Origin of the sequence: Microvirga sp. HBU67558 (assembly GCF_018069605.1) — a bacterium.
Classification (GTDB): Bacteria; Pseudomonadota; Alphaproteobacteria; order Rhizobiales; family Beijerinckiaceae; genus Microvirga; species Microvirga terrae.
Window position 1 is genome coordinate 27,503 of the sequence record NZ_JAGPUP010000530.1, and the last position, 26,389, is coordinate 53,891.

A 26,389-nucleotide genomic window follows, 5' to 3' on the forward strand; every position below is an offset into this window, starting at 1 on the left:
TCCCGGTTGGAAGGGTCCGCTTCAATGAGCCACCAGGATTGGGCTTTCCGATGCGGTCAACATGTCCCGCGTCGCGCCGCCGAACACCTGCTCCCTCAGGCGGGTGTGGCCATAGGCTCCCATGATGACGAGATCCGCGGAAATGCGGCGCGCCTCCTCGAGGATGACGTCGGCGACATCCCGGTCCTGGCTGTCGGCGGTGACGACCTCCGCGACGACATTGTGGTGGGCGAGGTGGGCCTTCAGCTCCGCCACCGGCTCGGCATCCGCCGGGGGATCCACGACGAGGACGACGGTACGCGCCGCCTGCTCGATGAAGTCCAGCCCTTCGCGCAAGGCACGGGCCGCCTCGCGGCTGCCGTTCCAGGCGACCAGCACGGAGTGGATCGGCCCTTGTCGGTGGCGCCCGGGTGGCACGAGCAGGAGCGCGCGTCCGCTGCCGAAGAGCACCGCCTCCACCAGGTCCGGCCAGGCCGCCGTCTCGGCCCCGCCATAGGGACGTGTGGCGATGAAGAGATCGGCACAACGGGCCTCGGCCACGACCTTCCCGGACAACGCACCGAACGTCTCGTCGAACCGGCGGAGCTCGCTCGGCACTTGAAGGCCGGCCAGTCGCTCCGTCAGCCGCTTGGCCGTGGCATCGCCGTCCTTCAGGGCCTGGTCCTGGAGCTCGGTCAGAACCTGGATCCCGGCTGCTCCGCCATCCATGGGCATGGCGATCGTGAGGTCGGGAAGCTGGTTGGTGAAGAGCCCGATCAGATGGGCCCGTCCGGATGACGCGAGGGCCTGCCCATGCTCCAGCCGGATCTCGTCCTCGGAACTTCCATCGAGATGCACCATGATGTCCTTGATCATCGCTCTCTCCCTCTGCTTGCCATGTCACGGCCTCGTACCAGGCCATGATCATGTAGCCGCGGGCGGGTCAGCGCCTTGATCTGACGCAACCCGCCCGAGACAATCGGCGTATCGGTCTTCGGCCGGGTTCCTCGGCGGACCTCTCGGTGGGCTTACGGCGTGATCGCGACCTTCAGCACGCCGTCACGCTGGTGGGCGAACAGGTCGTAAGCCTCCTCGATCCGGTCGAGCTTGAATCGGTGCGTCACCAACGGCCGTGTGTCGACACGGCCCGACGCGATCGCACCCATGAGCCGACGCATGCGCTCCTTGCCGCCCGGGCAGAGCGTCGTCCGGATGGTATGGTCCCCCAATCCCGCTAGGAAGCCGTCGAGCGGGATCCTCAGATCGCCCGAATAGACCCCGAGCGAGGACAGCGTGCCGCCAGGACGCAGCACCCGCAGCGACGCCTCGAAGGTCTCCTGCCGCCCAAGCGCCTCGATGGACACGTCGACGCCCCGTCCGTCGGTGAAACGCATGATCTCCTCGACGGGGTCGGCCTTCGTGAAGTCGACCACGTGATCCGCGCCCATGCGGCGTGCCATCTCCATGCGCGCGGGCACGCTCTCGACAGCGATGATGGATGTGGCGCCCATCAGGCGGGCGCCGGCCGTAGCGCACAGGCCGATGGGGCCTTGTGCGAAAACCGCCACCGTGTCGCCGATGCGGATGCGCCCGCTTTCCGCGCCGGAGAAGCCCGTCGACATGATGTCCGGACACATCAGCACCTGCTCGTCCGTGAGCCCCTCGGGTACGGGGGCAAGGTTTGCCATGGCATCGGGAACGCGCACGTATTCGGCCTGGCAGCCGTCGATGGTGTTGCCGAAGCGCCAGCCGCCCAGCGGCTTCCATCCGTGTTTCGTGCCGGCCCCGTCCTGCGAATGGCAGCCGCACAGGCAGGCCGCGCTGTGCCCGCTCGGCGTGATCGCGCCGGCGATGACCCGCTGGCCTTCCCGGTAGCCCTGCACGGCCGAGCCGAGCTTCTCGATCACGCCGACAGGCTCATGGCCGATGGTCAGCCCTCGCGCCACCGGGTACTCACCCTTCCGGATATGGATGTCGGTGCCGCAGATCGTCGTCGTGGTGATGCGCACGAGCGCGTCGAGGGGACCGATGTCCGGGATTGGCTTCTCGTCCAGGATGATGCGGCCCGGCTCCACGAAGATGGCGGCTTTCATCCTTGGCATGACAGTCCTCCGGCTGGTTCATGCGGGGCGTCGTGGCCCCGAGGGTGCACGATGTGGATCATGGCGCGGCTCCCGACGACCGACATTGACGCGGATCAACTCAGATCCGGGAGCCTCGCCTTTGCGTGGCGTAGGACTCCCCTCGCGGTGACAGGCACGTGCCGACGGGGTGCGCGGGCCGGCTTCAGCCGGATTTCGTGTCGTCGGATCGGCCCGACCTGTCGGTGGCCTGCTGTCCGGGTCCATTCGTGCCGCCTTGGCCGGACGTGCCCCGTCCCTGGACCTGGATGTGCCGGGAGCGCTCCTGCCGTCCGGCCTTCGGCACGGTCACGCTCAGGACGCCGTTCTCGAAGCTGGCTCGGATCTGCTCGGGGTCCACGGCGTAGGGCAGCCGCAACGAACGCTGGAAGGTGCCGTAGGAGCGCTCGACGAAGTGGAAGTTCTCCTTCTCGTTCGTGCGCTCGAACTTCTTCTCACCCCGGACGGTAAGCACGTCATCATCGAGGCTCACATCGATGTCCTGCTCGGTGACGCCAGGCAGCTCCGCCGTGATCCGGATTTCCGTGTCCGTCTCGGACACGTTCATGCTGGCATGGACGAAGTTGCCGACATCGCCCTGCCCCTGACTGCCAGTCGCAGCGGGCAAGCCGATGCCGCGGAAGGCATCATCGAAGAGGCGGTTCATCTCACGATGAAGCGACAGGAAGGGATCTCCTGGAAACATCCCGCCACCGGGACGGAAGGGGGTCATGGGATTGCGGGCCATTGTGCGTTCCTCCTCATCAACCTGAGGTCACGGGCGGGTGGTGTCCCGCGCCGGAAGGGCAACACAACTCGGATTGAGTGATCGAATTCGGCTCTCCGCCATGGGAATGCCACAGCGAAAGCGCTCAATCCGCGGGACCAATGATAGTCCACCATCGACCGCCTTGGAATGGATATTGACTCAACATGCCGAGCGCCTACAGCCAGGCTCGACACGCAGAACTCTAGCATTCCCGGAAGTGGTGCCGGCCTGCCAAAGGTCTGAAATGGGTCACGCATTGACGATCCCCTTCCGGTCAGGAACGCCCGGTACCTCCGCCAGAGCGGACGTTCGGAGCACCCGATCGCACGGCGCGACGGGTCCAAAGCCATCGTTCACATGTGAGACCTGCGCCTGTGGCGGCCACGATTCTTGATGGATCCCACAACTTATATTTGATCGACATGCCGAGCGGGTCGCTTATCCTGACTTGCAGGAACTCCCCGCAGGTCCGAGGGTGCCATGCCTCGCTACCACTTGAACGTGCATGATGAGCTGAGCCCCGCTCCCGCTTGGACTAGCGCTGGATTCGAAACTCTCGCCGCAGCCGAACGCGAGGCGGCGCGCACCGCGGCCGCCATCGGACTGCACAACCTGCCGAACGACGGCGTCTGCCAGGCAGTGGTCGAGGTGAGCGACGAGCATCATCAGCGGGTTGCCGTCATGACTGTCTCGATAAGGATCGATCGACCGATCTCCCCGCCTCGGACGTTCAGTCCTTGGGCTGCCTGACCCAAGGGCGGCTTGCTGCTGACGCCGTTTATGGAACAGTCCCGATGTGACCCTCACGAAGGGCAAACGTCGCCCCAGGGATCGCGGTCGGGATTGGCAAGATCGCACGCTGGGTATCGTTCCGACAGAGGGCTATCACCATTCCTGCCTGCAAGCCCGCTCCAAGCCCGGTAGACCCAGACCCGAGATCGGCGCAAACTGCCCCTGCATGAAAACGCGGACACGTCCATGCCTGATCTGCGTCCAAAATCCCACCGCAGGCTCGCCGCCATCCTGGCTGCCGACGTGGTGGGATCTTCCCGACTCATGGAGGAGGACGAGGAGGGCGCGGCCGCAGCCATCAGGACGATCCTGTCGGACATCATCGGGGCGGCCGCCGCGCGGCATCACGGACGGATCGTCAAGACTATGGGCGACGGAGCCCTACTGGAGTTCGCCAGCCCGGTCGAGGCCATGCTGTGTGCGATCGAGGCTCAGACGGCGGTCACTGATCTCGCCGCCAACCAACCGGGGAACGGGACAATCCGGCTCCGCATGGGCATCAACCTGGGCGATATCCTGGTCAGCGAGGACGAGGATATCCTTGGCGACGGCGTGAACGTCGCGGTGCGCCTGGAGGGTGTGGCCGATCCTGGCGGCATCTGCATCTCGGGCAAGGTGTTCGACGAGCTTGAGGGCAAGCTGTCCCTGCCGTTCGAGGACCGAGGCGAACAGCGCCTCAAGAACATCGCACGGCCCATCCACGTCTATGCCTTGAAAGCCGGGGACATCTCGCCCCAAGAGCCGAAGGCAGCCCGGCCGACCCCAAACCAGACGGATAAACCTTCCATTGCCGTCATGCCGTTCGCCAACCTGAGCGGTCGCCCCGAGCAGGAGTATTTCGCCGACGGGATCACGGACGACATCATCATGGCCCTGACGAAAGCCCGCTGGCTGTTCGTCGCGTCCCGCAGTTCCTCTTTTGCCTTCAAGGGCAAGGCCATCGAGACGGAGCAAGTCGCTCAACGATTGGGTGTCCGTTACATCCTCAGCGGCAGCGTGCGCCGGAGCGGCTCTCACGTCCGCGTCTCGGCCCAACTCACCGAGGCCGAGACCGGCGGCTCCATCTGGGCCGAGCGATTTGACCGCGATATCGACGATGTCCTGTTGCTTCAAGATCAGATCACGGAGGCGGTTGCGGGGGCCATCGAACCCGAACTCCTCAGGAAGGAGGGTCAGCGCGGGGCTGAGCGCTCCCGGAGCCTGACGGCCTGGGATCTCGTCCGGCGCGGCATGTGGGAGTTCCACAAGATAAGGCCCGACTCGCACCAGCGCGCCCGCGAGCTGTTCCTGAAGGCCATCCAGGCCGAACCCGACTCCGCCGATGGGTACATCTGGCTGGCGCGGGTCGAGGCCGGCCTTGCCGCTTATGGCTGGGGGAGCGATCCCGAGGCCGGCCTGCGGAGCGGGATGGAAGCCGGCCTGAAGGCTGTCGAGCTCGACGGGAAGAACCCCTACTCGCATTATGCCGTGGCCGTGACCCATGTCTTCGGCGGCGAGTACGAAACCGCTATTCGAGCCGCTCAGCGCGCCATCGGCCTCAGTCCCAGCTTTGCCCTGGGGCACCTGGTGCTTGGGCCTGCCTATCTGAGCACCGGCCGCCTGCCGGAGGCGATCGCGTCGCTGGATCATGGGCTGCGGCTTTCTCCCTACGATCCGCAGAACTTCACGTGGCAGTTCCTGTTGTCCGTAGCCTATACCTTCTCGGGGAATGCCGAGGCTGGGCTGGACGCGGCACGCCGGGCCCTGTCAGTGCGCCCGCACTGGATGCCCGCCCTCAAGATGATTGCCCTGTGCTGCACGCGGCTTGGCGACCTGGAACAGGCTCGTTCCGCGGCCTCTCAGGTCCGATCCGCCACTGTCGCGGAAGGCGATCTTGCCCGGTTGATCCCGTCCCCCAATCCAGGCTGGATCGAAGAAATCGAGCAAGCGATCGGGGATGCGTTGAGGAACGGACGAGTTCGCTGAGCCCAGTACCCAATCGCCGAGACCGCGACGGCTGCGGCCGCTGCCAGCATGCGGAGTGCCCGCCGTCCTCGACAGGATCGCTCCGCGCACTCTCCTCGCCTGCCATGTGAGACTCGCATGGCTGAGCGGCTTGTAACCCGGGCGCTCGCCGCAGCGGGGGAGCGCTGCCTGCTGCGGGTGCCCTTGGCCCACGAGGGGGAACTTGCCGCGTCGGGACCGATCCCGCACCGGTGCCTGCACTGAGCCTGTCCGTGCGGCCGTCACATGAAGGTCGCCTTGCAGCCCCATTGCGAAAATACGGCCAAGGTCAGCCTCGTGCCAGGAACGGACCTTTCGAAGGATCTGCTACAAGGCCGTTCCTAGCGAAGGCATGAGCGAGTTAGCCTCGTTCCGCAGGCTACGTAACTTCGCCACGTCGGAACCAGCCTTGCACATCGCCGCGGATTTCGGGAGAAAAACCCAGGCCTGAACATCCATCAGGTCAGGAGGCAATCGCATGGAACTCATCAGGCATGGCAAGACATTGGTGACGGGTAGTGCCGAGGGCGAATTGCTCAGCGCCGAAATGGGTCTCAGCTTCTGGGGCGGCGTAGATCCTCAAACGGGCGTTGTCATCGATCAGCATCACCCCTTGCGCGACCAAAGCCTTGCCGGGCGGGTGCTTGCGATCCCGAGCGGACGTGGCTCATGCTCCGGAAGCGGCGTACTGCTCGAACTGATCCTCAACGGCCATGCGCCGGCAGCCATCATCATCTGTGAGCGCGAAGAGATCCTCACCCTTGGCGCTTTGGTTGCAGAGGTGATGTTTGCGCAATCCATTCCAGTGCTGCGAGTAGAGCGGGAGGTGTTCGCCCGTATCGGTGAGTACCGATACGCCAGAGTGGTAGGATCCAGCCTTCAACTCCTCCACGAGCCCCTTGATGAGGATTGGCAGCCCGGGCCAGCTCACCAAGGGAGCTATGAAGACACAACAATCTCGCTGGACGCGGTCGATGAGGCCTTCCTTTCGGGTCGGCACGGCAAAGCGGCGCAGGTCGCCATGCGCTTGCTGCTCCGGATGGCAGCAGTTCAGGGGGCCGAGGCTTTCATGGATGTATCGCAGGTCCACATCGATGGCTGCATCTACACGGGGCCAGCAAGCCTGCGCTTCGCACAGATGCTGCTCGAGTGGGGAGCGCGCGTGCGCGTCCCGACGACGCTCAATTCTATCTCTGTCGATAAACGCCGCTGGCGGGCGCAGGGCGTGGCGCAAGACTTAGGCGCCCCTGCGAGCGCCCTTGCGGACGCCTACCTTGCCATGGGCGCTCAGCCCAGCTTCACGTGTGCGCCATACCTGCTTGAGAGCGCCCCCCGGTTTGGAGAGCAGGTCGGCTGGGCGGAGTCAAATGCGGTAATCTATGCCAACAGCGTGATCGGCGCGCGGACGATGAAGTACCCGGATTACTTGGACGTCTGCATCGCCCTGACCGGGCGGGCGCCGCTAGCCGGCTGCCATCTTGATGCCGGTCGGCGGGCGACACTCGCGCTGGAGGTTGAACTGCCAGAGAGAGCAGACGATGCTTTTTGGCCGCTGCTCGGGTATTGCTGCGGCTCCGTCTGCGGCACGGAGATCCCGCTGATCTGCGGACTAGAGACGAGCGCTGCCGGACTGGACGAGCTGAAGGCCTTTGGTGCGGCCTTCGCCACGGTCGCCGCCGCACCGATGTTCCACATTGCCGGGATCACGCCGGAGGCAGATGACCAAAGGCCGGAGCGACAGGTTCGCATCGGATTGGGCGAATTGCGACAGGCCTTGGGGGCACTGAACACGGCTGCGTCGCCGGAGATCGGGCTTGTCAGTCTCGGCAACCCGCACTTCTCTCTGAGTGAGTGCGCTCGACTGGCAGCACTGGTGCGGGGGCGAACAAGGTCAGCAGACGTTGTGGTGATCGTGACCTGTGGCAGGGCAGTGCATGAAGCGGCGCGCCAAGCCGGTCATGTCGCCGAGGCCGAAGCCTTTGGCATCCAGTTTATCACCGATACATGCTGGTGCATGCTCAGCGAACCTGTAATCCCTCCGGCGGTGCAGACGCTAATGACCAACTCCGGCAAGTACGCGCATTATGCGCCAGGCCTCGTCGGGCGTGGTGTTCGGTTCGGCAGCATGGCCGAGTGCGTAGAGGCTGCCTGTAGCGGCAAGGCTCAAGAGGACCTGCCCTCATGGCTGTTATAGGTCCGCACTGGGTCAGGAACCGCGTTTCCTTACGCGTTCGGAGCGTCCGGTTGCGTGAGAATTGCTGCTCTTAAGACGATGTCTCAGGAGTGCCAGGAAGAGACATTCCCTGTTTCCAGGTAGGTGGCTTTCGCGGAACGCCGTTGATGGAACCTGGGTTGGCGGCGGCCAGAGTAACTCCGGCGTTTCGACCTGAGGCGATTTGAGCAGGCTGCCAAACGAGGCTGCCTCCGCAGCGTCGGCTGGCCCCTATTTCAAGTGAAGGATGACTGGACCATCCGTCACTTTCGGGGCACTCGCGCCAATGTCCGACGCATTCTGCCCAACCCACTCCCTGGCCTTTTGGACGCTCTCATCGGTGCCCGCCTTGTCCTGACAGACCGTGATGGTAATGCCGCCATCGCCGGTGCGGATCAGGGCGTAGCTGACAAATCCCGTTACCGTCCGCATCAGGCCTTCGACATCCGACGTACGCTTTTCGAGCAGATCAAAGAGCTCCTTGGCTCCTTGACCTGAGTAGGTTCTGATCACAGCGTGCATGGATCTTTCCTCTCCCAGGCATAAGGGTGGGCGGCACTCGCCCTAGCCGCGCCTTCTGTCATCTCTTGCCTGTCGGGAAATTCTACCTGCTCCAGAGCCCTGTGCTTGATCAATCAGGACAGGTGCAGGGCATTTTGGGCCATCGTTCTGGTTTCCAATGAGGCCGCGCAACTCCGACAAGCCCGTGTGGAACGGCGGCGAAATCACTGAGGTGGCGCGGGCCGATGATGTCTTCGTTACAAAGTTCTTCCGCTCAAGCCGATCACCTGTCCAAAGGAGCACATGCGGCCGAGGCGCCGGTGACGAGATCCCTGTGGCCGAAACCCTTCCGGTAATCGAGAACGGAGATCACGGTCGGAACGACCTTGAAGAACGCGACGCCGACGTGTGGCCCCGAGGCGTACTCCGCGATCCCTTGCGGGAATTTCCCAAGCAGGAGCTGTCCCGCACGCTCGATCTCCTGCGGATCCGTGACGCAGGTAGCACGGCCCCCGGCCGAGATGCCACGGATCTCGCCCCAGTCCGCATAGGGCAGGTTGACTGTCACGGACACCTTGCCGTTGCGGCGGATGTTTCGGGCCTTCTGGGAATCCTCCGAACATCCGAAGTAGATGTCGAGCCCGTCGTTGGCGAAGCTTACCGTCGTGGCCTGCGGGTAGCCGTCCTGGCGGACCGTTGCGAGCGTCATGTCGCTCGCGCGGTCGAGAATGGACAGGATCTCGTCGCGAAGTCTTGCGTCCATGGCCATGTCCTCACAGTGGACGGACCGTGCTGGCCCATGATGGTTTCGGTCCCGCCCGACCGCCTTGATCTGGATCAATGCCGAGGCCGGAGAAGCCCCGCATCCTTGGCCCAGGTTCGTTCTGAATGCTTCCCCGATCCGACCGCAGGCTTCCGCACAATTCCGACCGCAACCTGCCCGGTTTTCGCGTATGATCGGACACGGGCGAGCCTTTCACGAACCCGACCGACGGCGGAGGGCTCCATGGGTGATGAGCGTTCGCATGTTCAAGGTGAGCGGAAGGAGCATCGGGCCTTTGATCCCGACATCCTCCCGCGTCTTCGGTCGCTGCTCGCAACCCTGGTCGACCTCGATGTCGCCCACGCGAGCAATCTGATCGTGATCGAGAGCAGGCCGATGGACGAAGCCCGCAAGGACCGGCTGACGACCGGCCTCTGGCTGAGCCATTGCAGGCGGCGCGCGCCGTATGTCCGCGAGATCGAGGCGCTGAGGGAGCGGATGGACGCCACGTTCCGCTGAGGGGCTGCCATGAAGGCCATGGTTCTCCACGAGATAGGAACGCCTCTGGTCTTGGAGCAACGGCCGCCGCCCGCAGCCGGTCCAGGTGAGATCCGCGTGGCAGTCGAAGCCTGCGCGGTGTGCCGGACCGATCTCCATGTGGTCGACGGGGACCTGCCGCATCCCAGGCTACCCCTGATCCCCAGCCATGAGATCGTCGGACGGATCGAGGCGCTCGGTTTCGGGGTCTCGTCTCTCGAGCCGGGGCAGCGCGTGGGCATTCCCTGGCTCGGGCACACCTGCGGACATTGCTCCTATTGCCTTGCGGGCCAAGAGAACCTCTGCGACGAGCCGCTGTTCACAGGCTACACCCGCGACGGCGGTTTCGCCTCCCTGGCGGTCGCCGATGCGGCTTACGCGTTCAGCCTGCCCGAGGACGGCGACCCCGTCGCCCAGGCTCCGCTCCTCTGCGCCGGACTGATCGGCTGGCGTTCGCTGGTGGCCGCCGGTCCCGGCGAGAGGATCGGCATCTACGGCTTCGGGGCGGCGGCTCACATCATCACCCAGGTCTGCGCCTGGGAGGGACGGCGCGTCCATGCCTTCACGCGCCCGGGCGACGTCGCCGCCCAGGAGTTCGCCCGCTCGCTCGGCGCCGTCTGGGCGGGCGGTTCGGACGAGATGCCCCCGGAGAGCCTCGACGCCGCGATCATCTTCGCGCCCGCAGGCGAACTCGTGCCTCTGGCCCTGCGGGCCGTGCGGAAGGGCGGCCGCGTCGTCTGCGGCGGCATCCACATGAGCGATATCCCGCAGTTCCCCTACAGGTTGCTCTGGGAGGAGCGGCGGATCGTGTCCGTCGCCAACCTGACCCGTCAGGATGCCGTCGACTTCCTGGCGATCGCTCCAGAGGCCGGGGTCAGGACGCGGACGGTCGGGTGCGCAATTCAGAGATGGGCCGCGTTCATCCTCTGGCACTGGGGTTCAGGCGAGGCGCTGGGATACCGGCATGCCAAGGTGGGTCATGACGTTGATAACCTTGCAAGCGGCCGCGGCCTCAGTCTTTTGCGTTGGCAGAGTCTGGGCGTGGAGACGGCGACCGATCAGGGTCTCGTAGCGCATCATCGCCACCTCGCTCAACGACCGCCGGCCGTAGTTCACCGCTTTCTGCCAGCCGCGCCGACCCCGCTCCTGGATCATCTGGAGATGCTGGTCCCGCTGGGTGGGCGCCGTCTCGGCCGTGTCGCTCGGCACTGCAGTTGATCGCGGTGGGATGATAACGGCGGCGGCAGGATCGCGCTGCGCAATGACGCGGTAAACGGGATCGCCATCGTACGCGTTATCAGCCGCGACCGAAGCAATCGGGTCCGAGATCTGATCCAGCAAAGGCCCAGCCAGCGAGGCGTCGCCGTGTGCAGTTGTGGTCAGTTCCGACGCGAGGATCTCACCGGAATCGGGATCAACGGCGAGGTGGAGCTTGCGCCAGGTCCGGCGCCCTTGGCCACCACGCTTCTCACGCTGCCATTCGCCGGCACCAGATCGGGAACCGTAAGCTCCAAGCCGAGCAGGCGCATGATCGAGGCCAGCATGCCTTCGGTCTGGTGCCACGGCCGGCCAAACGCCAGCCGCAGCGTCAAGCTGGTCTCAATCGCAATCGCTGAATATTGCTGTGGTCGGCGGCGCCTGCCATTGCGAGGCGGCGGGTGTGACCAACACCTTCAGATCGCCCCGCCGGCGTAGCGCCGCATCGTAGGAATACCAATTCTTCACGCGGTAGCAGGCCTTTGGGATCCTGTGGCGGCACTTTTCATTGACCTTGTAAGGCATACAGCTCTCAGCTTCGGCGGATCGCTCCTATACCTCACTGTCGGCCCGGCGCGTCACTCCGGACGGACTTATGCACCAACATCCTTCTGTCACCCTCTCTCGAACACCAAGCGCGTCTACGGCATGTACTGGCCTCCATTCACCTCCATCACCTGCCCCGTGACGTAGCCGCTGAGCTTGTCGGAAGCGAGATAGAGAAAGGCGCCGACGCAATCGTCCGGCGTGCCGAGGCGATCCATGGGAATGGTGGCCTGCATGGCGGTAAGCTGCTCCGGGGTCGAATAGCGTTCGTGGAACGGAGTCATGATGACGCCGGGCGAAACCGCGTTGACCCGGATGCCGTCCTTGACCAGTTCCTTGGCCCAGCCCCGCGTGGCCACCGAGATGAAGCCCTTGGCTGCGGCATAGATGACCGATCCCGGCCCGCCGCCGTGGCGCGCGGCGATCGACGACACATTGATGATGGAACCGCCGCCCTGCGCCCGCATATGCGAAATGCCCTCACGGACGAAGCGCACGACCTGATCCACATTCAGGGCAAGCACGGCATCGACATACTCGTCCGTGTAATCCTTGATTGGCGTCCGCTTGACGAGGCCGCCGGCGTTGTTGACGAGTACATCAAGGCGATCGAAATGCTCAACAGCCCCGGCCACGACCCGCGCCGCCGCCTCAGGCTCGGTCACGTCCGCTTGGATCAGGAACGCCTCCCCGCCGGCCGCTCTTACTTCCTCGGCTACTTGCCGCGCCGGGTTCTTGCTGGTGTTGTAATGGATTGCCACACGCGCCTTGTTGTGCCCGAATGCGACTGCGGCCGCGGCTCCGATCCCGGTGCTGGCGCCGGTGATGAGGATGACCTTGCCGGCAAGATCGGGAATGGTGGGGTAGGCCTCGGGAGAGGTCATGGCTGGAACTCCAGAATGAGTTTGGAAGGAAGGCAGTAGACAGCGCTGTTCATCACTCCTCAGGAAAGGGCTTGGAGATCGGCGTCGACGGCAATCGCCTGCCCCGAGATTGTGCGTCCGAGCGGCGAGCATAGGAAGACGATCTGATCGGCAAGCTGCTGCGCCGTCACGTATTCCTTCAGAGACGTGCTCGCGAGCGCCCGGCGCTCAATCTCATCGAACGATACGCCAAGTTGCTGGGCTTTGGCTTCGAGCACACGGCGCTGGCGGTCGCCGGCGACGACGCCGGGCAGGATCGCGTTCACGCGGATGCCATCCTCACCGAGTTCCCGTGACAGCGATTTCGTAAACCCGATCACGGCCCATTTGGCAGCAGCGTACGGGGAACGCAGGGGAAAGCCGAAACGGCCTGCGGCGGAGGACAAGTTCACGATCGAGGCGTTCTGGCTTTGCCTCAGGTAGGGCACGGCAAGACGCGTGCAGTTGAACTGCCCGGTAATGCAGACCTCAAGACAGCGATCCCAATCCTCCGGGTTGATCTCCTCAACCCGCGCGGTCGGCCCCGCGATACCAGCATTGTTGACGAGGACATCCAGTCCCCCGAGAACTCCCAGCGTCTCCTCGAAAACCCGGGCGACATCAGCACGATCAGCCACATCGCCATAGGAGGACGTCAGGTCAGGATCACTCGCGGTCGCCTCCCGGAGAGCGGCGCGGTCCACGTCGCAGATATGCACGCGCGCACCCTCGCGGTGGAAGGCACGGGCAATCTCAAGGCCGATGCCAGCAGCGCCAGCCGTCACCAGCACACGAAATCCGGCGATGTTGAGGTCCATCTTCGTCGTCTCCATCCCTGAAGCGGGCCCCCAGCACTCGGCGCCCGATCGTCCTGTGATGTTCGAGGGCTGGGGCGCCGGCCTACTCCAGCAGACGTCCAGTGCTCTCGATGAAACAGGCCGCGCCTTCGATGTCGTCGACGAGCGCCTGGCGTGCGGCGGCTCCGTCACCAGCCTTCACCGCAGCGACGAGACGACGGTGATGTCCGGTTGCGCCGCCCGTTCGCAACCGTTCGGGCGAGGCCTTGAGGTCGAAATTCAGAATTGGCCCGATTTTTAGCCAGAGCCCCTCGATGATCCCCACCAGGGTCGGCAGACGGGTCGCCTCGTAGACGGCGAAGTGGAGCTCCTTATTGGCCCGGACGGCCCGATCTGCATGAGGTTCGGAGCTTCGGGCCTCAGCGAGGAACGCCTCTTCGAACTGCCGCATGGCGGCGAGGTCGGATTCCGCACGGCTTCTGGCTGCCTGCTCCGCCGCGAAGCCCTCGACCGCGAGTCTCACGATCGTCAGTTCCCGGAAACGTGCAAGGTTCATCAGCGGCACGCGCACCGCACGGTTCGGCAGCACCTCCAGGGATTGGTCGGCGACAAGCCGCGAGACTGCCTCCCGCACCGGCATCATCGAGACGCCGAGAGTCTCGGCGACGCTACGCAGGGACATCTTCTGCCCGGGGGCGAGCTCACCGCTCATCAGCAGCTCACGTAGCTCGGTATGGACGCGTTCGCCGAGGGTAACACGTTCCAGCCGGCCGATCTGGGCGATGGCCGATGGCGTCTTGGTGGGGCGGGGGCTCGACAAGTTGCTCATTTTCCGACAGTCTAACTGTGATCACGGATCACGGCAAGTGACGCGACAGCATCATGGGAGGAAGGAAACGGCCATGGCACATTCTGATGACTTGACCCGTCGTATGCTCCTGAAGGGAGCGGCCGGCGCGACTGCGCTTGCAGGCCTCGGGATGCCTGCAATCGTAAAGGCGCAATCTGACGTGATCAGGATCGGGCACCTCACGCCTGTAACCGGTTTCCTGGGACCGCTCGGCGAGTTCGCCCAGATGGGCGTCAAGCTCGCCGCAGAGGAAATCAACGCCGCCGGTGGCGTCCTCGGCCGCAAGGTCGAGCTCGTGATCGAGGATTCGGTGAACCCGCAGACGGCCTCTGCCAAAGCCGAGCGCCTGATCGAGCGCGACAAGGTCGCGATGATCATCGGCGAAATCTCTTCCGCCTCGGCTCTGGCCATTGGTCAGGTGGCCAACAGGACCAAGACGGTGTTCATCAACACCGGCGCCAATTCCGACGCCCTGCGCGGAGCGAGCTGCAATCCTTTCATGTTCCACATCGAGGCTGCCAACTCGATGATGGTCACGGCAGTCGGCACGTACCTGAAGACCGAGAACATGATCAAGGGCAAGAAGTGGTACTCCCTCACGGCGGATTATGCCTTCGGCCACGATCTCTTCCGGGTCGCCAAGAAATTCGTGACGGAGAACGGCGGCGAATTCATCGGCGAGGAACTCGTCCCCACCGACGCGACCGACTTCAGCCCCTACCTCCTCAAGATCCGGCAGGCCCAGCCGGATATCGTCGCCTCGAATCTTGCCGGCAATCAGATCACAAACTTCATCAAGCAGTATGCCGAGTACGGTCTCCAGTTCCCGATCACCGGCTTCGGCTTCGACACGGCCGTGGCCTGGGGCGCCGGCAAGGGGAATTTCTCTGGCATCTGGCCGCTGATTTGGCACCACATGGTCGATACGCAATCGTCGAAGAAGTTCGTTGAGGCCTTCACCAAGAAATACGGCAAACTGCCTGAGAACCAGTGCTGGGGCGACTACAACTCCCTCAAGATCGTCGCGCAGTCCTTTACCGAGATGAAAACGGCCGACCCGCAAAAGCTCGCCGAGCACCTGCGAAAAGGCGCGAAGTTTGACATTCTGAAGGGCCGCGAAGGCTATTTCCGGGCCTACGACAACCAGATGGTCCAGGAGATGTATGCCGTTCGTGCGAAGGATTCGGACAAGATGAAGGACCAGTGGGATATCTATGACCCGCTGGGCTCCGTCTCTGGTCCCAACCAGGATCTTGAGGTTCTGGCACCCCCGAAGGACGGAACCTGCAAGATGCAGGCGTGACGCCTCAATCATTGGTCAGGCCGGATGGTTGACCGCCGATCCGGCCGCCAGAAAGCACGACATTCTGTTTCCCCTCAGTTCCGGCTCCTCGCGGGAGGACGCCTCCAATGACTGGAAAGGGAGTCTCGCGTGGCGTTCGTCTTTCTTCTTGAGCAGGTGCTGAATGGCCTTTTGGTGGGTGCTTACTATCTGCTGATCGCCCTCGGCCTGTCGCTGATCTTCTCGCTGGGCGGAATCGTGAATCTTTCCCACGGCGCGTTCTATGCGGTCGGTGCCTATCTTGCCGTCACGCTGACATCCTGGATTGGCTTTGCCGGCGCATTCGTTGCATCTCCCTTGCTCGTCGCGCTCTTGGGCGTCGTCATCGAGCGCCTGCTCTTTCGAAGGTTCTACCGCGCGGATCCCATTCTCAGCCTGCTTTTGACTTTTGGGCTTGCCATGATCATCGAGCAGAGCCTGCGGATCATTTTCGGGGCGGCTCCCCTGCCCTTTTCCATCCCGACGGCTCTCCGGGGACAGGTCTTCCTCGGCAGCTTCATCTATCCGCGCTACCGCCTGATCATCTTCGGGGTAGCCCTCGCCGCTGTCATCGCGACCTGGTTCCTGGTTTATCGCACTGCCTTTGGCCGTGTGGTTCGGGCCGGAGTGCAAAACCCGGATATGGTGGGCGCGCTCGGCATCTCACTTCAGCCGTACATGACAGCCGTCGCCGCGCTCGGCATCGGACTCGCAGGTCTCGCCGGGGTCCTGCTGGCACCAATATCGGGAGTGCACCCCGCTATGGGAGCGGAGATTCTAACAGCCGCCTTCGTGGTGGTGGTCATCGGTGGGCTAGGGTCATTTTGGGGCGTGATCGCCGCCGCTGCACTCGTAGGCGTAGTGCGCGGCCTCACGATCTACTTTTTCCCACCCGCCGGTGAAGCCTCGATGTACCTACTGATGGCTCTCGTGCTGCTTTTGCGGCCGCGGGGGCTGCTCGGCGAACGCATCCAGAAATTCGAGTAGATCGATGCGTACGAATTACTGGCCCCTCCTCATCGCAGCGGCAGCGCTCATTCTGCTGCCTTTCATCCTCGACCCCATCGGCCTGCCGCTTCGCTCGTCGATCGACGTGGTCGTATTCGCCATCGCCTGCCTCGGCCTGAACGTTCTGGTCGGCTACACCGGTCTCGTCTCCTTCGGACACGGCGTCTGGTTCGGGCTTGGGGCTTACGCGGCGGCCTTGAGCCAGCTCCACTGGTTTCCGGAGGGCATCGTTCTTCCGGCTCTCTTCGCCATCGTCTTCATCGCTGGAGCGTCGTCTCTCCTTGGTGCGCTCATCCTGCGGCGCCGGGGCGTCTACTTCTCCCTGCTCACGCTGGCATTGGCGGCAATGCTCTTTGCAGTCGCTTACCGCTGGACCGCGTTGACAGGTGGAGAAAGCGGGCTCGGCGGTGTCGTCCGCACCCGCGCGATTGGCCTCGATCTGAGTTCGGACTGGACCTACTACTGGTTCGTGGCGGCTGTGGCATTTGCCGTCTGCTTTGCCCTGCTGCGCTTCCACAGCTCGCCCGCAGGAAGCGTGCTGGTGGCGATCCGGGAGAACGAGCAACGCGCCCGCTTTCTCGGCTATCCGACCAATCGCTACAAACTTCTCGGATTCGTTGTGTCCGCCACGGTAGTGGGGATTGCAGGTATCCTTTCGGTCTTCAACCATCGCTTCGCCTCGGCCGAGCCCCTCTCGGTTGCATTCTCAGGTGAGTTGATCGCGATGGTGGTGATCGGAGGAATGCGCAGTTTTCTCGGGCCAGCCCTGGGAGCGCTCTTCTACATTCTGTTCCGCGAGTTCCTGTCGATCTGGACCCCGCACTGGCTGCTCTATTTTGGTATCCTCTTCGTCGGGTTCATCGTTCTCTCGCCGACGGGGCTGGTGGGAGTCACACAACGGATAAAAGCTCCGTTCCGGGCCAAGGTTAGGGAAGAAGCCGCTATGGCAGGCCGCACCCTGACCGACGAGCCGCTGCCCCCGTTTCTCAGGCCGGCCAGTCATGTGGAGGGCGTCATTCTCGAAGCTCGCGGCATTACAAAGAGCTTTGGTGCGCTCAAGGCCGTCCAGTCGGTCAACATCGCCGTGCGCAACCGCAGCCTCCATGCCCTGATCGGGCCCAATGGCGCCGGAAAGACAACAGCCTTCAATCTGATTTCCGGGTACTACACGCCTGACGAAGGCGACGTCCTCCTCCAAGGCCGGTCCATCGCCGGACTTTCCCCTGAAGCGATCACGCACGATGGCCTCGGACGCTCGTTCCAGATCACGAGCCTCTTCCCGGCCCTGACCGTCGAAGAGAATGTCCGCCTAGCCGTACAGGCCCGCCACCCGCAGCGTTTCAATCCGTGGGTGGCCGCGCGATCAATCAAGCAGATCGAAGCCGAGACCTCAGCGGTCATCCGCTATCTCGGAGTTGCCGGCATCGAGAAGGCCGAGGCGGGCGCCCTCTCTTATGGCGGGCAGCGCCTCCTAGACATGGGCCTGGCGCTTGCCACGAAACCGAGGGTGCTGCTGCTTGACGAGCCGCTCGCCGGTCTAGCCGCCGCTGAGCGCCAGCGCATAGGCGACATCATCAAGCGGATTTCCACGGACATTCCGATGCTGCTCGTCGAGCACGACATCGATCGCGTGTTCCAGATCGCCGATGCCGTTACGGTGATGAATGCGGGTCAGGTGCTGGTTGACGGGACGGTGGAGGATGCCCGCTCCAGCCCGAAAGTCCAAGAAATCTACATAGGCTCCGGCGCGGCGACCATCGCGGCGAAGCCTCGGCAGAGCGCCGTCGAAGAGGCGACCCTGCTCGCCGTAGAGAAGGTCAACACGTTCTACGGCAAGAGCCATGTCCTGACGGACGTGTCCCTCGACGTGCACCAACATGAGATCTTGGCTCTGTTGGGCCGCAACGGCGCCGGCAAGTCGACCCTGCTCAAAACGCTCATCGGCATTGCACCGCCCGGTTCAGGCTCGATCAGGCTTGATGGCCAAGAGATCGCCGGCCGTCCGTCTTCTGAGATCGCGCGTCTGGGAATTGGCTATGTGCCGCAGGGGCGCGGCCTCTTTGCCGGAATGACTGTGGCTCAGAATCTTGAGCTCGGGCGGCTCAAGCGCGAGACAGGCCATGGCGTCCGGTGGGATCTGGACAGGATCTTCGAGTACTTCCCGCGCATTCGTGAGAGGCTCGAAACCCCGGCGGATTTTCTCTCCGGCGGCGAGCAGCAGATGGTGGCGGTCGCACGCGCCCTCTCGGGGAACGTGAAGGTGCTGCTCCTGGACGAGCCCTTCGAAGGGCTTGCTCCGACCATCATCGAGCAACTTTTCGAGAGTTTCGACAAGCTCCGCCATGAAGTTTCGATCATCATTGTCGACCATCACCTGGACCTCGCACTCGCCCTGTCCGACCGGACGGTCGCCCTTGAGCGTGGGCGGGTGATCCATACAGGTCCATCGAAGGATTTGCGAGACGATCTTGCGCTCCGCCGCAAGGTCCTATGGCTGTAAGCCATGAGGGAGATCAAAGAATGCCGAGTGCTGCAATCATTGGCGCCGGGCTGATCGGCCGGTCTTGGGCAATCGTCTTTGCGCGGGCCGGCTGGGAGGTGCGCATCACCGACCCGGACCCCGAGACGCTTGAGAAGGCCCCTGGCCTCGTCCGCGAGGGATTAGAGGAGCTCGCAAGGCATGGCCTCGTTGCCAATCCTGAAAATGCGTCAGCTCACGTTGTCGCCGTATCCTCGCTCGCGGAGGCTGTGACCGGAGCCGACCTCGTTCAGGAGAATGGCCCCGAGATCGCCGAGACCAAACGGCTCATCTTCACGGAGCTGGACCGGCTCGCGCCACCAGACTGCATTCTTGCCTCTTCGACCTCCGCGATTGTTGCGTCCCACTTCACCGAAGGACTGTCGGGCCGCGCCCGCTGCCTCGTAGCCCATCCCGTCAACCCACCCCATCTCGTGCCAGTCGTCGAGCTGTGTGGAGCTCCCTGGACTGCGCCCGAGACAGTCTCTCGGGCGCGAACAATCTATGAGAGTGTCGAGCAGGTGCCCATTGTCGTAAACCACGAGGTCGAGGGGTTCGTCCTGAACCGGCTCCAGGGTGCGCTATTGGCAGAGGCATTCCGGCTCGTCGGAGAAGGCGTAGTGAGCCCGCAGGATCTTGATAAGACGGTCAAGGACGGTCTCGGTTTGCGCTGGTCCTTCCTTGGCCCCTTTGGAACCATCGAGCTCAACGCACCCGGTGGCATCGCTGATTACTGCGACCGCTATACAGGCTTCTACCGGCGTCTCTCGGAAGATGCCGCAAGGCCTCATGTCTGGGAGAAGGAGAATGTGAGCCGCATACTGGAGACCTGGGGCGAAGCGCCTGGACCCGATGAGCTCGCACGGCGCTCTGCTTGGCGGGACAAACGCTTGGCTGCGTTGAAGGCCCACAAGAAATCGCAACCAGATCAGTGATCTCCCGAGAGGAACCAAGCCCATGGCCCGCAAAGTCATCATAACATGCGCCGTGACCGGCGCGATCCATACGCCCTCCATGTCTCCTCATCTGCCGATTACGCCTGAGGAGATCGCCGAGGCCGCGATCAGCGCCGCGGAAGCTGGGGCCGCGATCGTGCATCTTCACGCGCGTGACCCAAAGAACGGCAAGCCTGATCAGTCGCCGGAAGCATTCGCCCCCTTCCTGCAGGCTGTGAAGCAACGTAGCAACTGCGTCATCAACGTCACGACAGGTGGCGCACCGACAATGCTGGTGGAGGAGCGGGTTCGCCCTGCGGCTTATTACAAACCCGAAGTTGCATCCCTCAATATGGGCTCAATGAATTTCGGGCTCTACCCGATGCTCAACCGGTTCAAGGATTTCAAGTACGATTGGGAGGAGCAATATCTCGAAGGATCGCGTGACCGCATTTTCCGCAATACCTTCGCTGATATCGAATACATCCTGACGACCTGCGCCGAGAACGGCACCCGTTTCGAGATCGAGTGCTACGATATCGGCCACCTCTACACTCTCGCCCACTTCGTGGACCGAGGTCTCATCAAACCGCCTCTCTTCGTCCAAAGCGTCTTCGGTCTTCTGGGTGGCATTGGTCCGCACCCGGAGGACGTAGGCCACATGAAGCGCACGGCCGATCGGTTGTTTGGGAACAATTACCAATGGTCGGTCCTTGGGGCGGGTAAGAACCAGCTTCCCATTGCAGCCCAAGCGGCTGCCATGGGAGGCAATGTCCGCGTCGGTTTGGAAGACTCCCTCTGGATTGGTCCTGGCAAGCTTGCGGAATCGAATGCGCAGCAGGTAAACATGGCGCGCCAGATTATCGAGGGACTTGGACTGGAAATCGCCACTCCTGACGATGCGCGCAACATGCTGTCGCTCAAAGGAGGTGACCGCGTCAATTTCTAGCGCATCAGGCCTGCTTGGATAATCGATGTGATATGGCTTGTCATCGAACTGAATCTGCCTCGAGACATTGCAACAACCTTGCAACTCGTCGGTTGCGAGTCTCAGAACGATGTCTGGGAGTGCATCGCCTGAAGCTGCTGAGTCCTTTGAATGCCAACTCAATTGAAGCGGGAAAGCTTGAAAAATGGAGCAAGTGCTGTCTCCTGAAGTGTTCACTGCCTTGGCGGCTGTTGATACACCGACGGTCTGCAACGCAATCGAACTCGTCCTGGGCCATCGGAAGGCGGAGGGCTTCACGACAGAGCCAGTGCTTGCCGCCCATCCGAGCCTCCCCGCCATTGTCGGCTACGCCCGCACAGGGCTGATCCGAAGCTCGCAACCGGCCGAGGAATCGCCCGAGACAGTAAGGGCACGCCGGATCGCCTATTACAGATATGTCGCGGCTCACGCCGGTCCCGTCGTGGTGGTTCTGCAGGATATCGACTCCCGGCCCGGGCTTGGAGCATTCTGGGGTGAGATCAACGTGGCGATCCATAAGGGTTTAGGGGCCCGAGGCGTCCTCACCAATGGTTCGATGCGTGATCTCGGCGCTGTTGACCCCGGATTTCAGATCCTGGCTGGCTCCCTCAGCCCGAGCCATGCCTTCGTCCGCGTCGAGGCGTTCGATTGTCCAGTGGAGATCTTCGGATTGAAAGTCAGGCCCGATGATCTGCTCCATGCGGACCGCCATGGCGCAGTCATGATCGATCCCTACGTCGCCCTGGAGCTTCCCCGCGCTATTGACCTTGTGACGAGAAAGGAAGCTCCTGTCCTGAAGGCTGCCCGTAGCCCAGGTTTCACTGTGGAGAAGCTTATAGAGGCTTGGGGTGCGGCGGAGGACGTCCACTAGAACCTTCGATCAAGAGCGACTTCCACCTTCGATACGATCGCAATAATTGTAGGGCCAACTTAGAGCAAATGAGTTGCCCCGCCGGGAAGGTCACGTAAGATACCTTTAGGTCAAGCGCCGGGAACAGGCGAGGCCATGGCTGGGGACTAGCCGGGAGGAAATGCATGACTTCATTTACGAGACGCGGTTTCGTCGCGTCAGCGTCCACTGTCCTTGCTAGTTCAGTGGTAGGACTCAAACCAAGCTTCTCACAATCCAATTATCCCAATCGGCCGATCACGCTGATCTGTCCATGGGGCGCAGGCGGCGGCACCGATGCGACCGCACGCATCATCGGGCAAGTGATGGAGCAGAAGCTCGGCCAGCCCGTGAACGTGGTGAACCGGACAGGTGGAAACGGTGTGGTCGGACATGCGGCGATCTCCAGCGCGACACCGGATGGCTACACGATCGGCCTGCTCACGGTCGAAATTGCGATGATGCATTGGCAGGGGATGACGGAGCTGACGCCGAAAAGCTACACGCCTCTGGCACTCATGAACGTCGACGCTCCTGCCATCCAGGTGAAGGCTGACAGTCCTTACAAGAACATCAAGGAATTGGCCGACGCCATCAAGGCGGCACCTCCCGGAAAGCTGAAAGCCTCGGGAACCGGCCAAGGCGGCATCTGGCACTTGGCCCTCGTGGGTTGGCTGCAGTCGCTGGGTCTTCAGCCAAACCACGTGGCCTGGGTGCCGTCGAACGGCGCCGCGCCGGGGATGCAGGATCTGGCCGCTGGCGGTATCGACATCGTGCCTTGCTCGCTTCCTGAGGCCCGGCCCATGATCGATGCAGGTCGCGCCAAGAGCCTTGCCATCCTCGCGCCGGAACGGAACCCGCAATTCCCGAACGTGCCTACGCTCGACGAACAGATGGGCCCCCACAAGTCTGTCGGGGTGTGGCGTGGCATTGCCGGCCCCAAGGGCCTCCCGGCGGACGTCCAGGACAAACTGGTTGCTGTTCTCAGGGACGTTTACGACTCCAAGGAATACAAGGAGTTCATGAGCGGTCGGGGCTTTGGGATCCAATGGGCCGAGAAAGCCGCATTCGGCCAGTTCATGGATGAGTCGGATCGGCAGATGGGCGAGGCCATGAAGGCCGCAGGCTTGGCCAAGGCATAGACGGAATGAGGCCGAAGCGGTCTCTGTCCTCGCATGCCCAACGGAGACGGCAGGTATGCGCTCCGTCCGGATGCCTTCGCTTAGGCAAAGGCGTCCGGGTCCTTTCTGCTCATCCGTCTGAAGAGAAATCCGTCGATGCAGTTGTCTGACCGTATCACCGGTTCGTTTGTCGCCACGCTAGGAGTGCTGTCCGCCTATGGCGGCTCAAGGCTTCCTCCCGTGCCAGGTCAGGATATCGGACCCAGCGCGTTTCCGATTGTCATCGGCATCGGTCTCATCCTGTGCGGTGTCCTCATTACCCTTGGAATCGGGCACAGCTTCGAAGAGGAAGCCGAGGCTGATCTTGCGGCTGTCGAAGGTCCTTCGCAACACGCGCAAACGACGAAGCCTCTGATCTATAGGCTTCGTGCATTGCTGCCACCGGGTCTGCTTCTGTTTTACGTGGTTGCCGTCGATCGCCTCGGGTTCCTCCCAACGGCGGCTGTCATGATCTTTGTAGGTGCCCTCGCCTTCGGCGCCAAGCTGCGCGTGGCATTGCCGCTGGCGGCGATCGCTCCGATCGCAATTCACCTGATCTTCTACAAGCTCCTGCGTGTCCCGCTGCCTGCCGGTCTGCTCCCGATGCCGTGGTGATCATGAACGAACTCATTGAAGCCTTCCGTCTCGTCCTCGCGCCAGATGTGCTGATCGCGATCCTGCTGTCGTCGATCTACGGCCTCGTGATCGGATCGTTGCCCGGCCTTTCGGCTACGATGGCGACCGCGCTTCTTGTGCCGGTAACCTTTTATCTCTCTCCCATTGCAGCAGTCGCTACGATCATCGCCGCTTCAGCCATGGCGATCTTCTCGGGAGATATTCCGGGCTGTCTGCTGCGCATTCCCGGAACACCTGCTTCCGCCGCTTACACGGACGAGGCCTATGCATTGACCCGGAAGGGTCAGGCAGAAGTCGCTCTCGGTGCAGGCCTGTGGTTCAGCGCGCTTGGAGGAATCGCCGGAACGCTCTCCCTCGTCGTGATGGCGCCCGCGCTCGCAGAGCTCGCGCTGAATTTCTCGACATTCGAGTATTTCTGGCTCGCCTTTCTGGGCCTGATGTGCGCCACGTTGGTCGCGCGGTCGTCCCCCGTGAAGGCCATCGCCAGCATGTTGCTCGGGCTTCTCATTGCGTGCATCGGCATGGAAAATCCCGGCGGCGTGCCTCGCTTCACATTCGGGATCACGGAACTCCTTGGCGGCGTCGAGGCGATTCCGGCCCTGGTCGGCGTCTTTGCAGTCTCCGAGGTGATCCGCGCCATGGTGTCACCCGAACCGCCTCCCCTGCCGCGTCGCAAGTTCGGAAGCATTCTGTCCGGTCAACTCGACCTCACCCGGAAATACTGGCGTCAGATGACTCGAGGCAATATCGTCGGCATCATCATCGGCGTTCTGCCGGGAGCCGGCGCGGATATGGCGGCCTGGGTCAGCTATGCGATGTCGAAGCGGTTCTCCAAGGAGCCGAAGAAATTCGGCACCGGTCATCCCGAAGGCCTCGTCGAAGCGGGGGCAAGCAACAATGCGAGCCTGGCCAGTGGCTGGGTGCCTTCCCTGCTATTCGGCATCCCCGGTGATACGATCACCGCGATCGCCATCGGCGTTCTGTACATGAAGGGGCTCAATCCCGGCCCGACTCTCTTCACAGAGAGAGCCTCGAGCATGTATGCGCTCTACATCATCTTTGTTCTTGCCAATATTCTGATGATTCCGCTCGGGATCGTCATGATCCGCGCGGCGAGTTCCGTTCTGCGGGCTCCCCGAGCGACAGTGATGCCGGTGATCCTCGTCTGTTGCGCCGTAGGGGCCTTCGCGACGGGGAACAACCTGTTCGCGGTCGTTCTCGTGGCAGCCTTCGGCGCTATCGGCTACGTGATGGAGAACAACGGCTATCCCGTCGCCGCAATGGTGCTCGGCATCGTGATGGGCACCATGGTCGAACAGAGCTTTGTCACGTCGCTCATCAAGTCCGACGGAAGCCTGCTGCCATTCTTCGATCGTCCCGTCTCGGCTGTTCTGGCAGCAATGACCATAGGCGCGCTACTGTGGCCCGTTTTCATCTGGTCCTGGAAGCGCATCCGACCTCGGCAACAAGGGCAGGCGCTGTGAGAGAACGGATGATCGACATGATAGATACCTTCGCGCCGGGGCTCTTTCGTGGCCGGACAGTGCTGGCCCTCGGTGGCACAAGCGGGATCGGGCTCGGCGCGGCGCGGGCTTTCCATGATCTCGGCGGGCAAGTCGTGGCCACCGGCGCCACCGAGGCCGAGTGCATCGCTGCAAGTGATGCATTCGGTTCGAGCGGAATCGATTTTACTCTCCTCGACGTGCGCGACGGTGCTGCCATTGAGACGCTCGTCGCTGGGCTCGAGCGCCTCGATGTGCTCGTCAACGCCGCAGGCGTGATCCGGCGCGACGCGGAACATGATCCGGATGTCTTTGCCGAAACTATAGCTATCAATCTAACCGGCACGATGCGGGCCTGCACGGCGGCGAAACCAAAACTGGCGTCGGCGAGGGGCTGCGTTGTGAACATTGCCTCAATGCTCACCTTCTTCGGCGGGGCCCGTGTCCCGGGCTATGCGGCGTCAAAGGGCGGCGTGGGTCAGTTGACCAAGAGCCTGGCTGCCGCGTGGGCCAGTGACGGCATCCGCGTGAACGCCGTTGCACCTGGTTGGATCGCCACCCCGCTGACGCAGGCCCTTCAGGATGATCCGGAGCGGGCAGGTCCGATACTGGCCCGAACGCCCATGGGCCGCTGGGGCACGCCGGACGAGGTCGCTGCCGGGATCGTCTTCCTGGCCTCTCCCGCCGCGGGTTTCGTCACCGGCGCCATCCTGCCGATCGACGGCGGCTATCTGACTGTGTGAACCTGAGAAATCTTGGAGGCCCCTATGAGCCAATCGGATTCGGTCCCCCCGCCTGCGAATGACAAGTGGATTCCTTACCGCCACCCGCAGCCGAAGGATTCGCCGCCGGAACTGGTGGTCCCGAACGCGATCCCGACGGACGAGCGCATCTGGGTGCCCGTCGAGGAGAATGTCTGGTTCCGTCCTCTCCTCCTGGCGGCCTCCCGCGGATATTGGATGAACCTGCTGAGGGTCCGGAAGTCGGGCGTGCTCTCACGCCACCGGCACCCGCAACCCGTCCATGCCTTCGTGCTCAAGGGCGAATGGCGCTACCTCGAGCACGACTGGGTGGCGACGGAGGGCTCCTACGCCTATGAAGCGCCGGGGGAGACCCATACCCTCGTGGTTGATCCTCATGTAGAGGAGATGATCACGTTATTCCAAGTGAATGGCGCCATGATCTATGTCGACCTGGATGGCAAGGCCGTCGGGTTTGACGACGTGTTCACGCGCATCGAGAAGTGCCGCGCCCATTATAGCCGAAACGGCCTTGGGGCAGACTACATCGACCAATTCATCCGATGAGGATCGCTCGTCCTCATGGAAGCCTTCGATCAGTGACATCTAAGTGGTGCGAACGTGCGCAAGGGGTCAATCCGAGAAATTTGCGCCTTTATCAGAAGGTCTGGTGTTCCCTCATGAAGGGGACGTCGAGCCACTTCC

At 62.9% G+C, this 26,389-nt stretch carries 23 protein-coding genes and 2 pseudogenes; 16 read left to right on the top strand and 9 right to left on the bottom strand.

Translation table 11 applies throughout. The features are described from left to right. Positions 1 to 21: 21 nt before the first annotated feature. The 3 genes from KBI52_RS17785 to KBI52_RS17795 all read right to left on the bottom strand — a co-directional run bounded on the left by KBI52_RS17785 (position 22) and on the right by KBI52_RS17795 (position 2,847). Positions 22 to 855 (bottom strand): universal stress protein, encoded by an 834-nt coding sequence (locus KBI52_RS17785; protein WP_173948663.1) that lies wholly within the window; start codon positions 853 to 855, stop codon positions 22 to 24. 152 nt (positions 856 to 1,007) lie between these two features. After that, on the bottom strand, positions 1,008 to 2,081 hold the full coding sequence (locus tag KBI52_RS17790) for an NAD(P)-dependent alcohol dehydrogenase (protein WP_173948664.1): 1,074 nt from the start codon (positions 2,079 to 2,081) through the stop codon (positions 1,008 to 1,010). 184 nt (positions 2,082 to 2,265) lie between these two features. Continuing rightward, positions 2,266 to 2,847, bottom strand: a complete 582-nt coding sequence (locus tag KBI52_RS17795) for an Hsp20/alpha crystallin family protein (protein WP_210809105.1) — start codon at positions 2,845 to 2,847, stop codon at positions 2,266 to 2,268. Between the two features lie 501 nt (positions 2,848 to 3,348). Between KBI52_RS17795 and KBI52_RS17800 the strand changes: the two genes are divergently transcribed. The 3 genes from KBI52_RS17800 to KBI52_RS17810 all read left to right on the top strand — a co-directional run bounded on the left by KBI52_RS17800 (position 3,349) and on the right by KBI52_RS17810 (position 7,837). Continuing rightward, positions 3,349 to 3,618, top strand: coding sequence for a hypothetical protein (locus KBI52_RS17800; RefSeq protein ID WP_210809107.1), 270 nt, complete (start codon positions 3,349 to 3,351; stop codon positions 3,616 to 3,618). 228 nt (positions 3,619 to 3,846) lie between these two features. Beyond that, positions 3,847 to 5,625: an adenylate/guanylate cyclase domain-containing protein gene (locus KBI52_RS17805; protein WP_210809109.1), complete on the top strand. Its 1,779-nt coding sequence runs from the start codon at positions 3,847 to 3,849 to the stop codon at positions 5,623 to 5,625. Positions 5,626 to 6,121: 496 nt separating this feature from the next. Continuing rightward, positions 6,122 to 7,837 (top strand): aconitase X, encoded by a 1,716-nt coding sequence (locus KBI52_RS17810; RefSeq protein WP_210809111.1) that lies wholly within the window; start codon positions 6,122 to 6,124, stop codon positions 7,835 to 7,837. Between the two features lie 249 nt (positions 7,838 to 8,086). On the opposite strand, the gene KBI52_RS17815 is transcribed toward KBI52_RS17810, so the two are convergent. Both KBI52_RS17815 and KBI52_RS17820 read right to left on the bottom strand, forming a co-directional pair. Beyond that, entirely contained in the window at positions 8,087 to 8,377 is a 291-nt protein-coding gene (locus KBI52_RS17815; protein ID WP_210809113.1) for a hypothetical protein, read from the bottom strand. A gap of 262 nt (positions 8,378 to 8,639) precedes the next feature. Then, positions 8,640 to 9,119: a pyridoxamine 5'-phosphate oxidase family protein gene (locus KBI52_RS17820; RefSeq protein WP_173948670.1), complete on the bottom strand. Its 480-nt coding sequence runs from the start codon at positions 9,117 to 9,119 to the stop codon at positions 8,640 to 8,642. 243 nt (positions 9,120 to 9,362) lie between these two features. Here KBI52_RS17820 and KBI52_RS17825 point away from each other — a divergent pair, with 243 nt between their 5' ends. Next, entirely contained in the window at positions 9,363 to 9,638 is a 276-nt protein-coding gene (locus tag KBI52_RS17825) for a hypothetical protein (protein WP_210809115.1), read from the top strand. Between the two features lie 9 nt (positions 9,639 to 9,647). Next, positions 9,648 to 10,544 (top strand): annotated as a pseudogene (locus KBI52_RS17830) (zinc-dependent alcohol dehydrogenase family protein); the annotation flags it as partial. 51 nt (positions 10,545 to 10,595) lie between these two features. Here KBI52_RS17830 and KBI52_RS17835 read toward each other — a convergent pair. The 4 genes and pseudogenes from KBI52_RS17835 to KBI52_RS17850 all read right to left on the bottom strand — a co-directional run bounded on the left by KBI52_RS17835 (position 10,596) and on the right by KBI52_RS17850 (position 13,978). After that, positions 10,596 to 11,438, bottom strand: a pseudogene (locus KBI52_RS17835) (IS5 family transposase). A 116-nt stretch (positions 11,439 to 11,554) separates the two neighbouring features. Next, the gene (locus tag KBI52_RS17840) at positions 11,555 to 12,343 is read right to left on the bottom strand and encodes an SDR family NAD(P)-dependent oxidoreductase (RefSeq protein ID WP_210272219.1); all 789 of its coding nucleotides are present in this window, start codon (positions 12,341 to 12,343) and stop codon (positions 11,555 to 11,557) included. Positions 12,344 to 12,402: 59 nt separating this feature from the next. Further along, positions 12,403 to 13,179, bottom strand: coding sequence for an SDR family oxidoreductase (locus tag KBI52_RS17845; protein ID WP_173948672.1), 777 nt, complete (start codon positions 13,177 to 13,179; stop codon positions 12,403 to 12,405). Positions 13,180 to 13,261: 82 nt separating this feature from the next. Beyond that, complete coding sequence (locus KBI52_RS17850) at positions 13,262 to 13,978, bottom strand: GntR family transcriptional regulator (RefSeq protein WP_247654471.1); 717 nt, start codon at positions 13,976 to 13,978, stop codon at positions 13,262 to 13,264. An 82-nt stretch (positions 13,979 to 14,060) separates the two neighbouring features. Here KBI52_RS17850 and KBI52_RS17855 point away from each other — a divergent pair, with 82 nt between their 5' ends. The 11 genes from KBI52_RS17855 (at position 14,061) to KBI52_RS17905 (ending at position 26,251) form a co-directional block, all read left to right on the top strand. Then, the gene (locus KBI52_RS17855) at positions 14,061 to 15,311 is read left to right on the top strand and encodes an ABC transporter substrate-binding protein (protein ID WP_210809118.1); all 1,251 of its coding nucleotides are present in this window, start codon (positions 14,061 to 14,063) and stop codon (positions 15,309 to 15,311) included. Between the two features lie 129 nt (positions 15,312 to 15,440). Next, positions 15,441 to 16,316: a branched-chain amino acid ABC transporter permease gene (locus tag KBI52_RS17860; protein WP_173948675.1), complete on the top strand. Its 876-nt coding sequence runs from the start codon at positions 15,441 to 15,443 to the stop codon at positions 16,314 to 16,316. 4 nt (positions 16,317 to 16,320) lie between these two features. Then, a complete protein-coding gene (locus tag KBI52_RS17865) occupies positions 16,321 to 18,837 on the top strand; it encodes a branched-chain amino acid ABC transporter ATP-binding protein/permease (protein WP_210809121.1) in 2,517 nt (838 codons plus the stop codon). A gap of 20 nt (positions 18,838 to 18,857) precedes the next feature. Further along, a complete protein-coding gene (locus tag KBI52_RS17870; RefSeq protein ID WP_173948677.1) occupies positions 18,858 to 19,790 on the top strand; it encodes a 3-hydroxyacyl-CoA dehydrogenase in 933 nt (310 codons plus the stop codon). 22 nt (positions 19,791 to 19,812) lie between these two features. Then, positions 19,813 to 20,739 carry a 3-keto-5-aminohexanoate cleavage protein gene (locus KBI52_RS17875; protein ID WP_173948678.1) on the top strand — a complete coding sequence of 309 codons (927 nt, stop codon included), beginning with the start codon at positions 19,813 to 19,815 and terminating at the stop codon, positions 20,737 to 20,739. Between the two features lie 184 nt (positions 20,740 to 20,923). Then, on the top strand, positions 20,924 to 21,628 hold the full coding sequence (locus KBI52_RS17880) for an RraA family protein (protein WP_210809124.1): 705 nt from the start codon (positions 20,924 to 20,926) through the stop codon (positions 21,626 to 21,628). Positions 21,629 to 21,792: 164 nt separating this feature from the next. Then, a complete protein-coding gene (locus tag KBI52_RS17885; RefSeq protein ID WP_173948680.1) occupies positions 21,793 to 22,788 on the top strand; it encodes a tripartite tricarboxylate transporter substrate binding protein in 996 nt (331 codons plus the stop codon). 135 nt (positions 22,789 to 22,923) lie between these two features. Then, positions 22,924 to 23,421: a tripartite tricarboxylate transporter TctB family protein gene (locus tag KBI52_RS17890; RefSeq protein WP_210809127.1), complete on the top strand. Its 498-nt coding sequence runs from the start codon at positions 22,924 to 22,926 to the stop codon at positions 23,419 to 23,421. Beyond that, positions 23,421 to 24,926: a tripartite tricarboxylate transporter permease gene (locus tag KBI52_RS17895; protein WP_210809140.1), complete on the top strand. Its 1,506-nt coding sequence runs from the start codon at positions 23,421 to 23,423 to the stop codon at positions 24,924 to 24,926. Before KBI52_RS17890 ends, KBI52_RS17895 begins: the two co-directional genes overlap by 1 nt. An 8-nt stretch (positions 24,927 to 24,934) precedes the next feature. Further along, positions 24,935 to 25,687, top strand: coding sequence for an SDR family NAD(P)-dependent oxidoreductase (locus tag KBI52_RS17900; protein ID WP_173948703.1), 753 nt, complete (start codon positions 24,935 to 24,937; stop codon positions 25,685 to 25,687). Between the two features lie 24 nt (positions 25,688 to 25,711). Then, a complete protein-coding gene (locus KBI52_RS17905) occupies positions 25,712 to 26,251 on the top strand; it encodes a 2,4'-dihydroxyacetophenone dioxygenase family protein (RefSeq protein ID WP_210809130.1) in 540 nt (179 codons plus the stop codon). Positions 26,252 to 26,389: the final 138 nt, after the last annotated feature.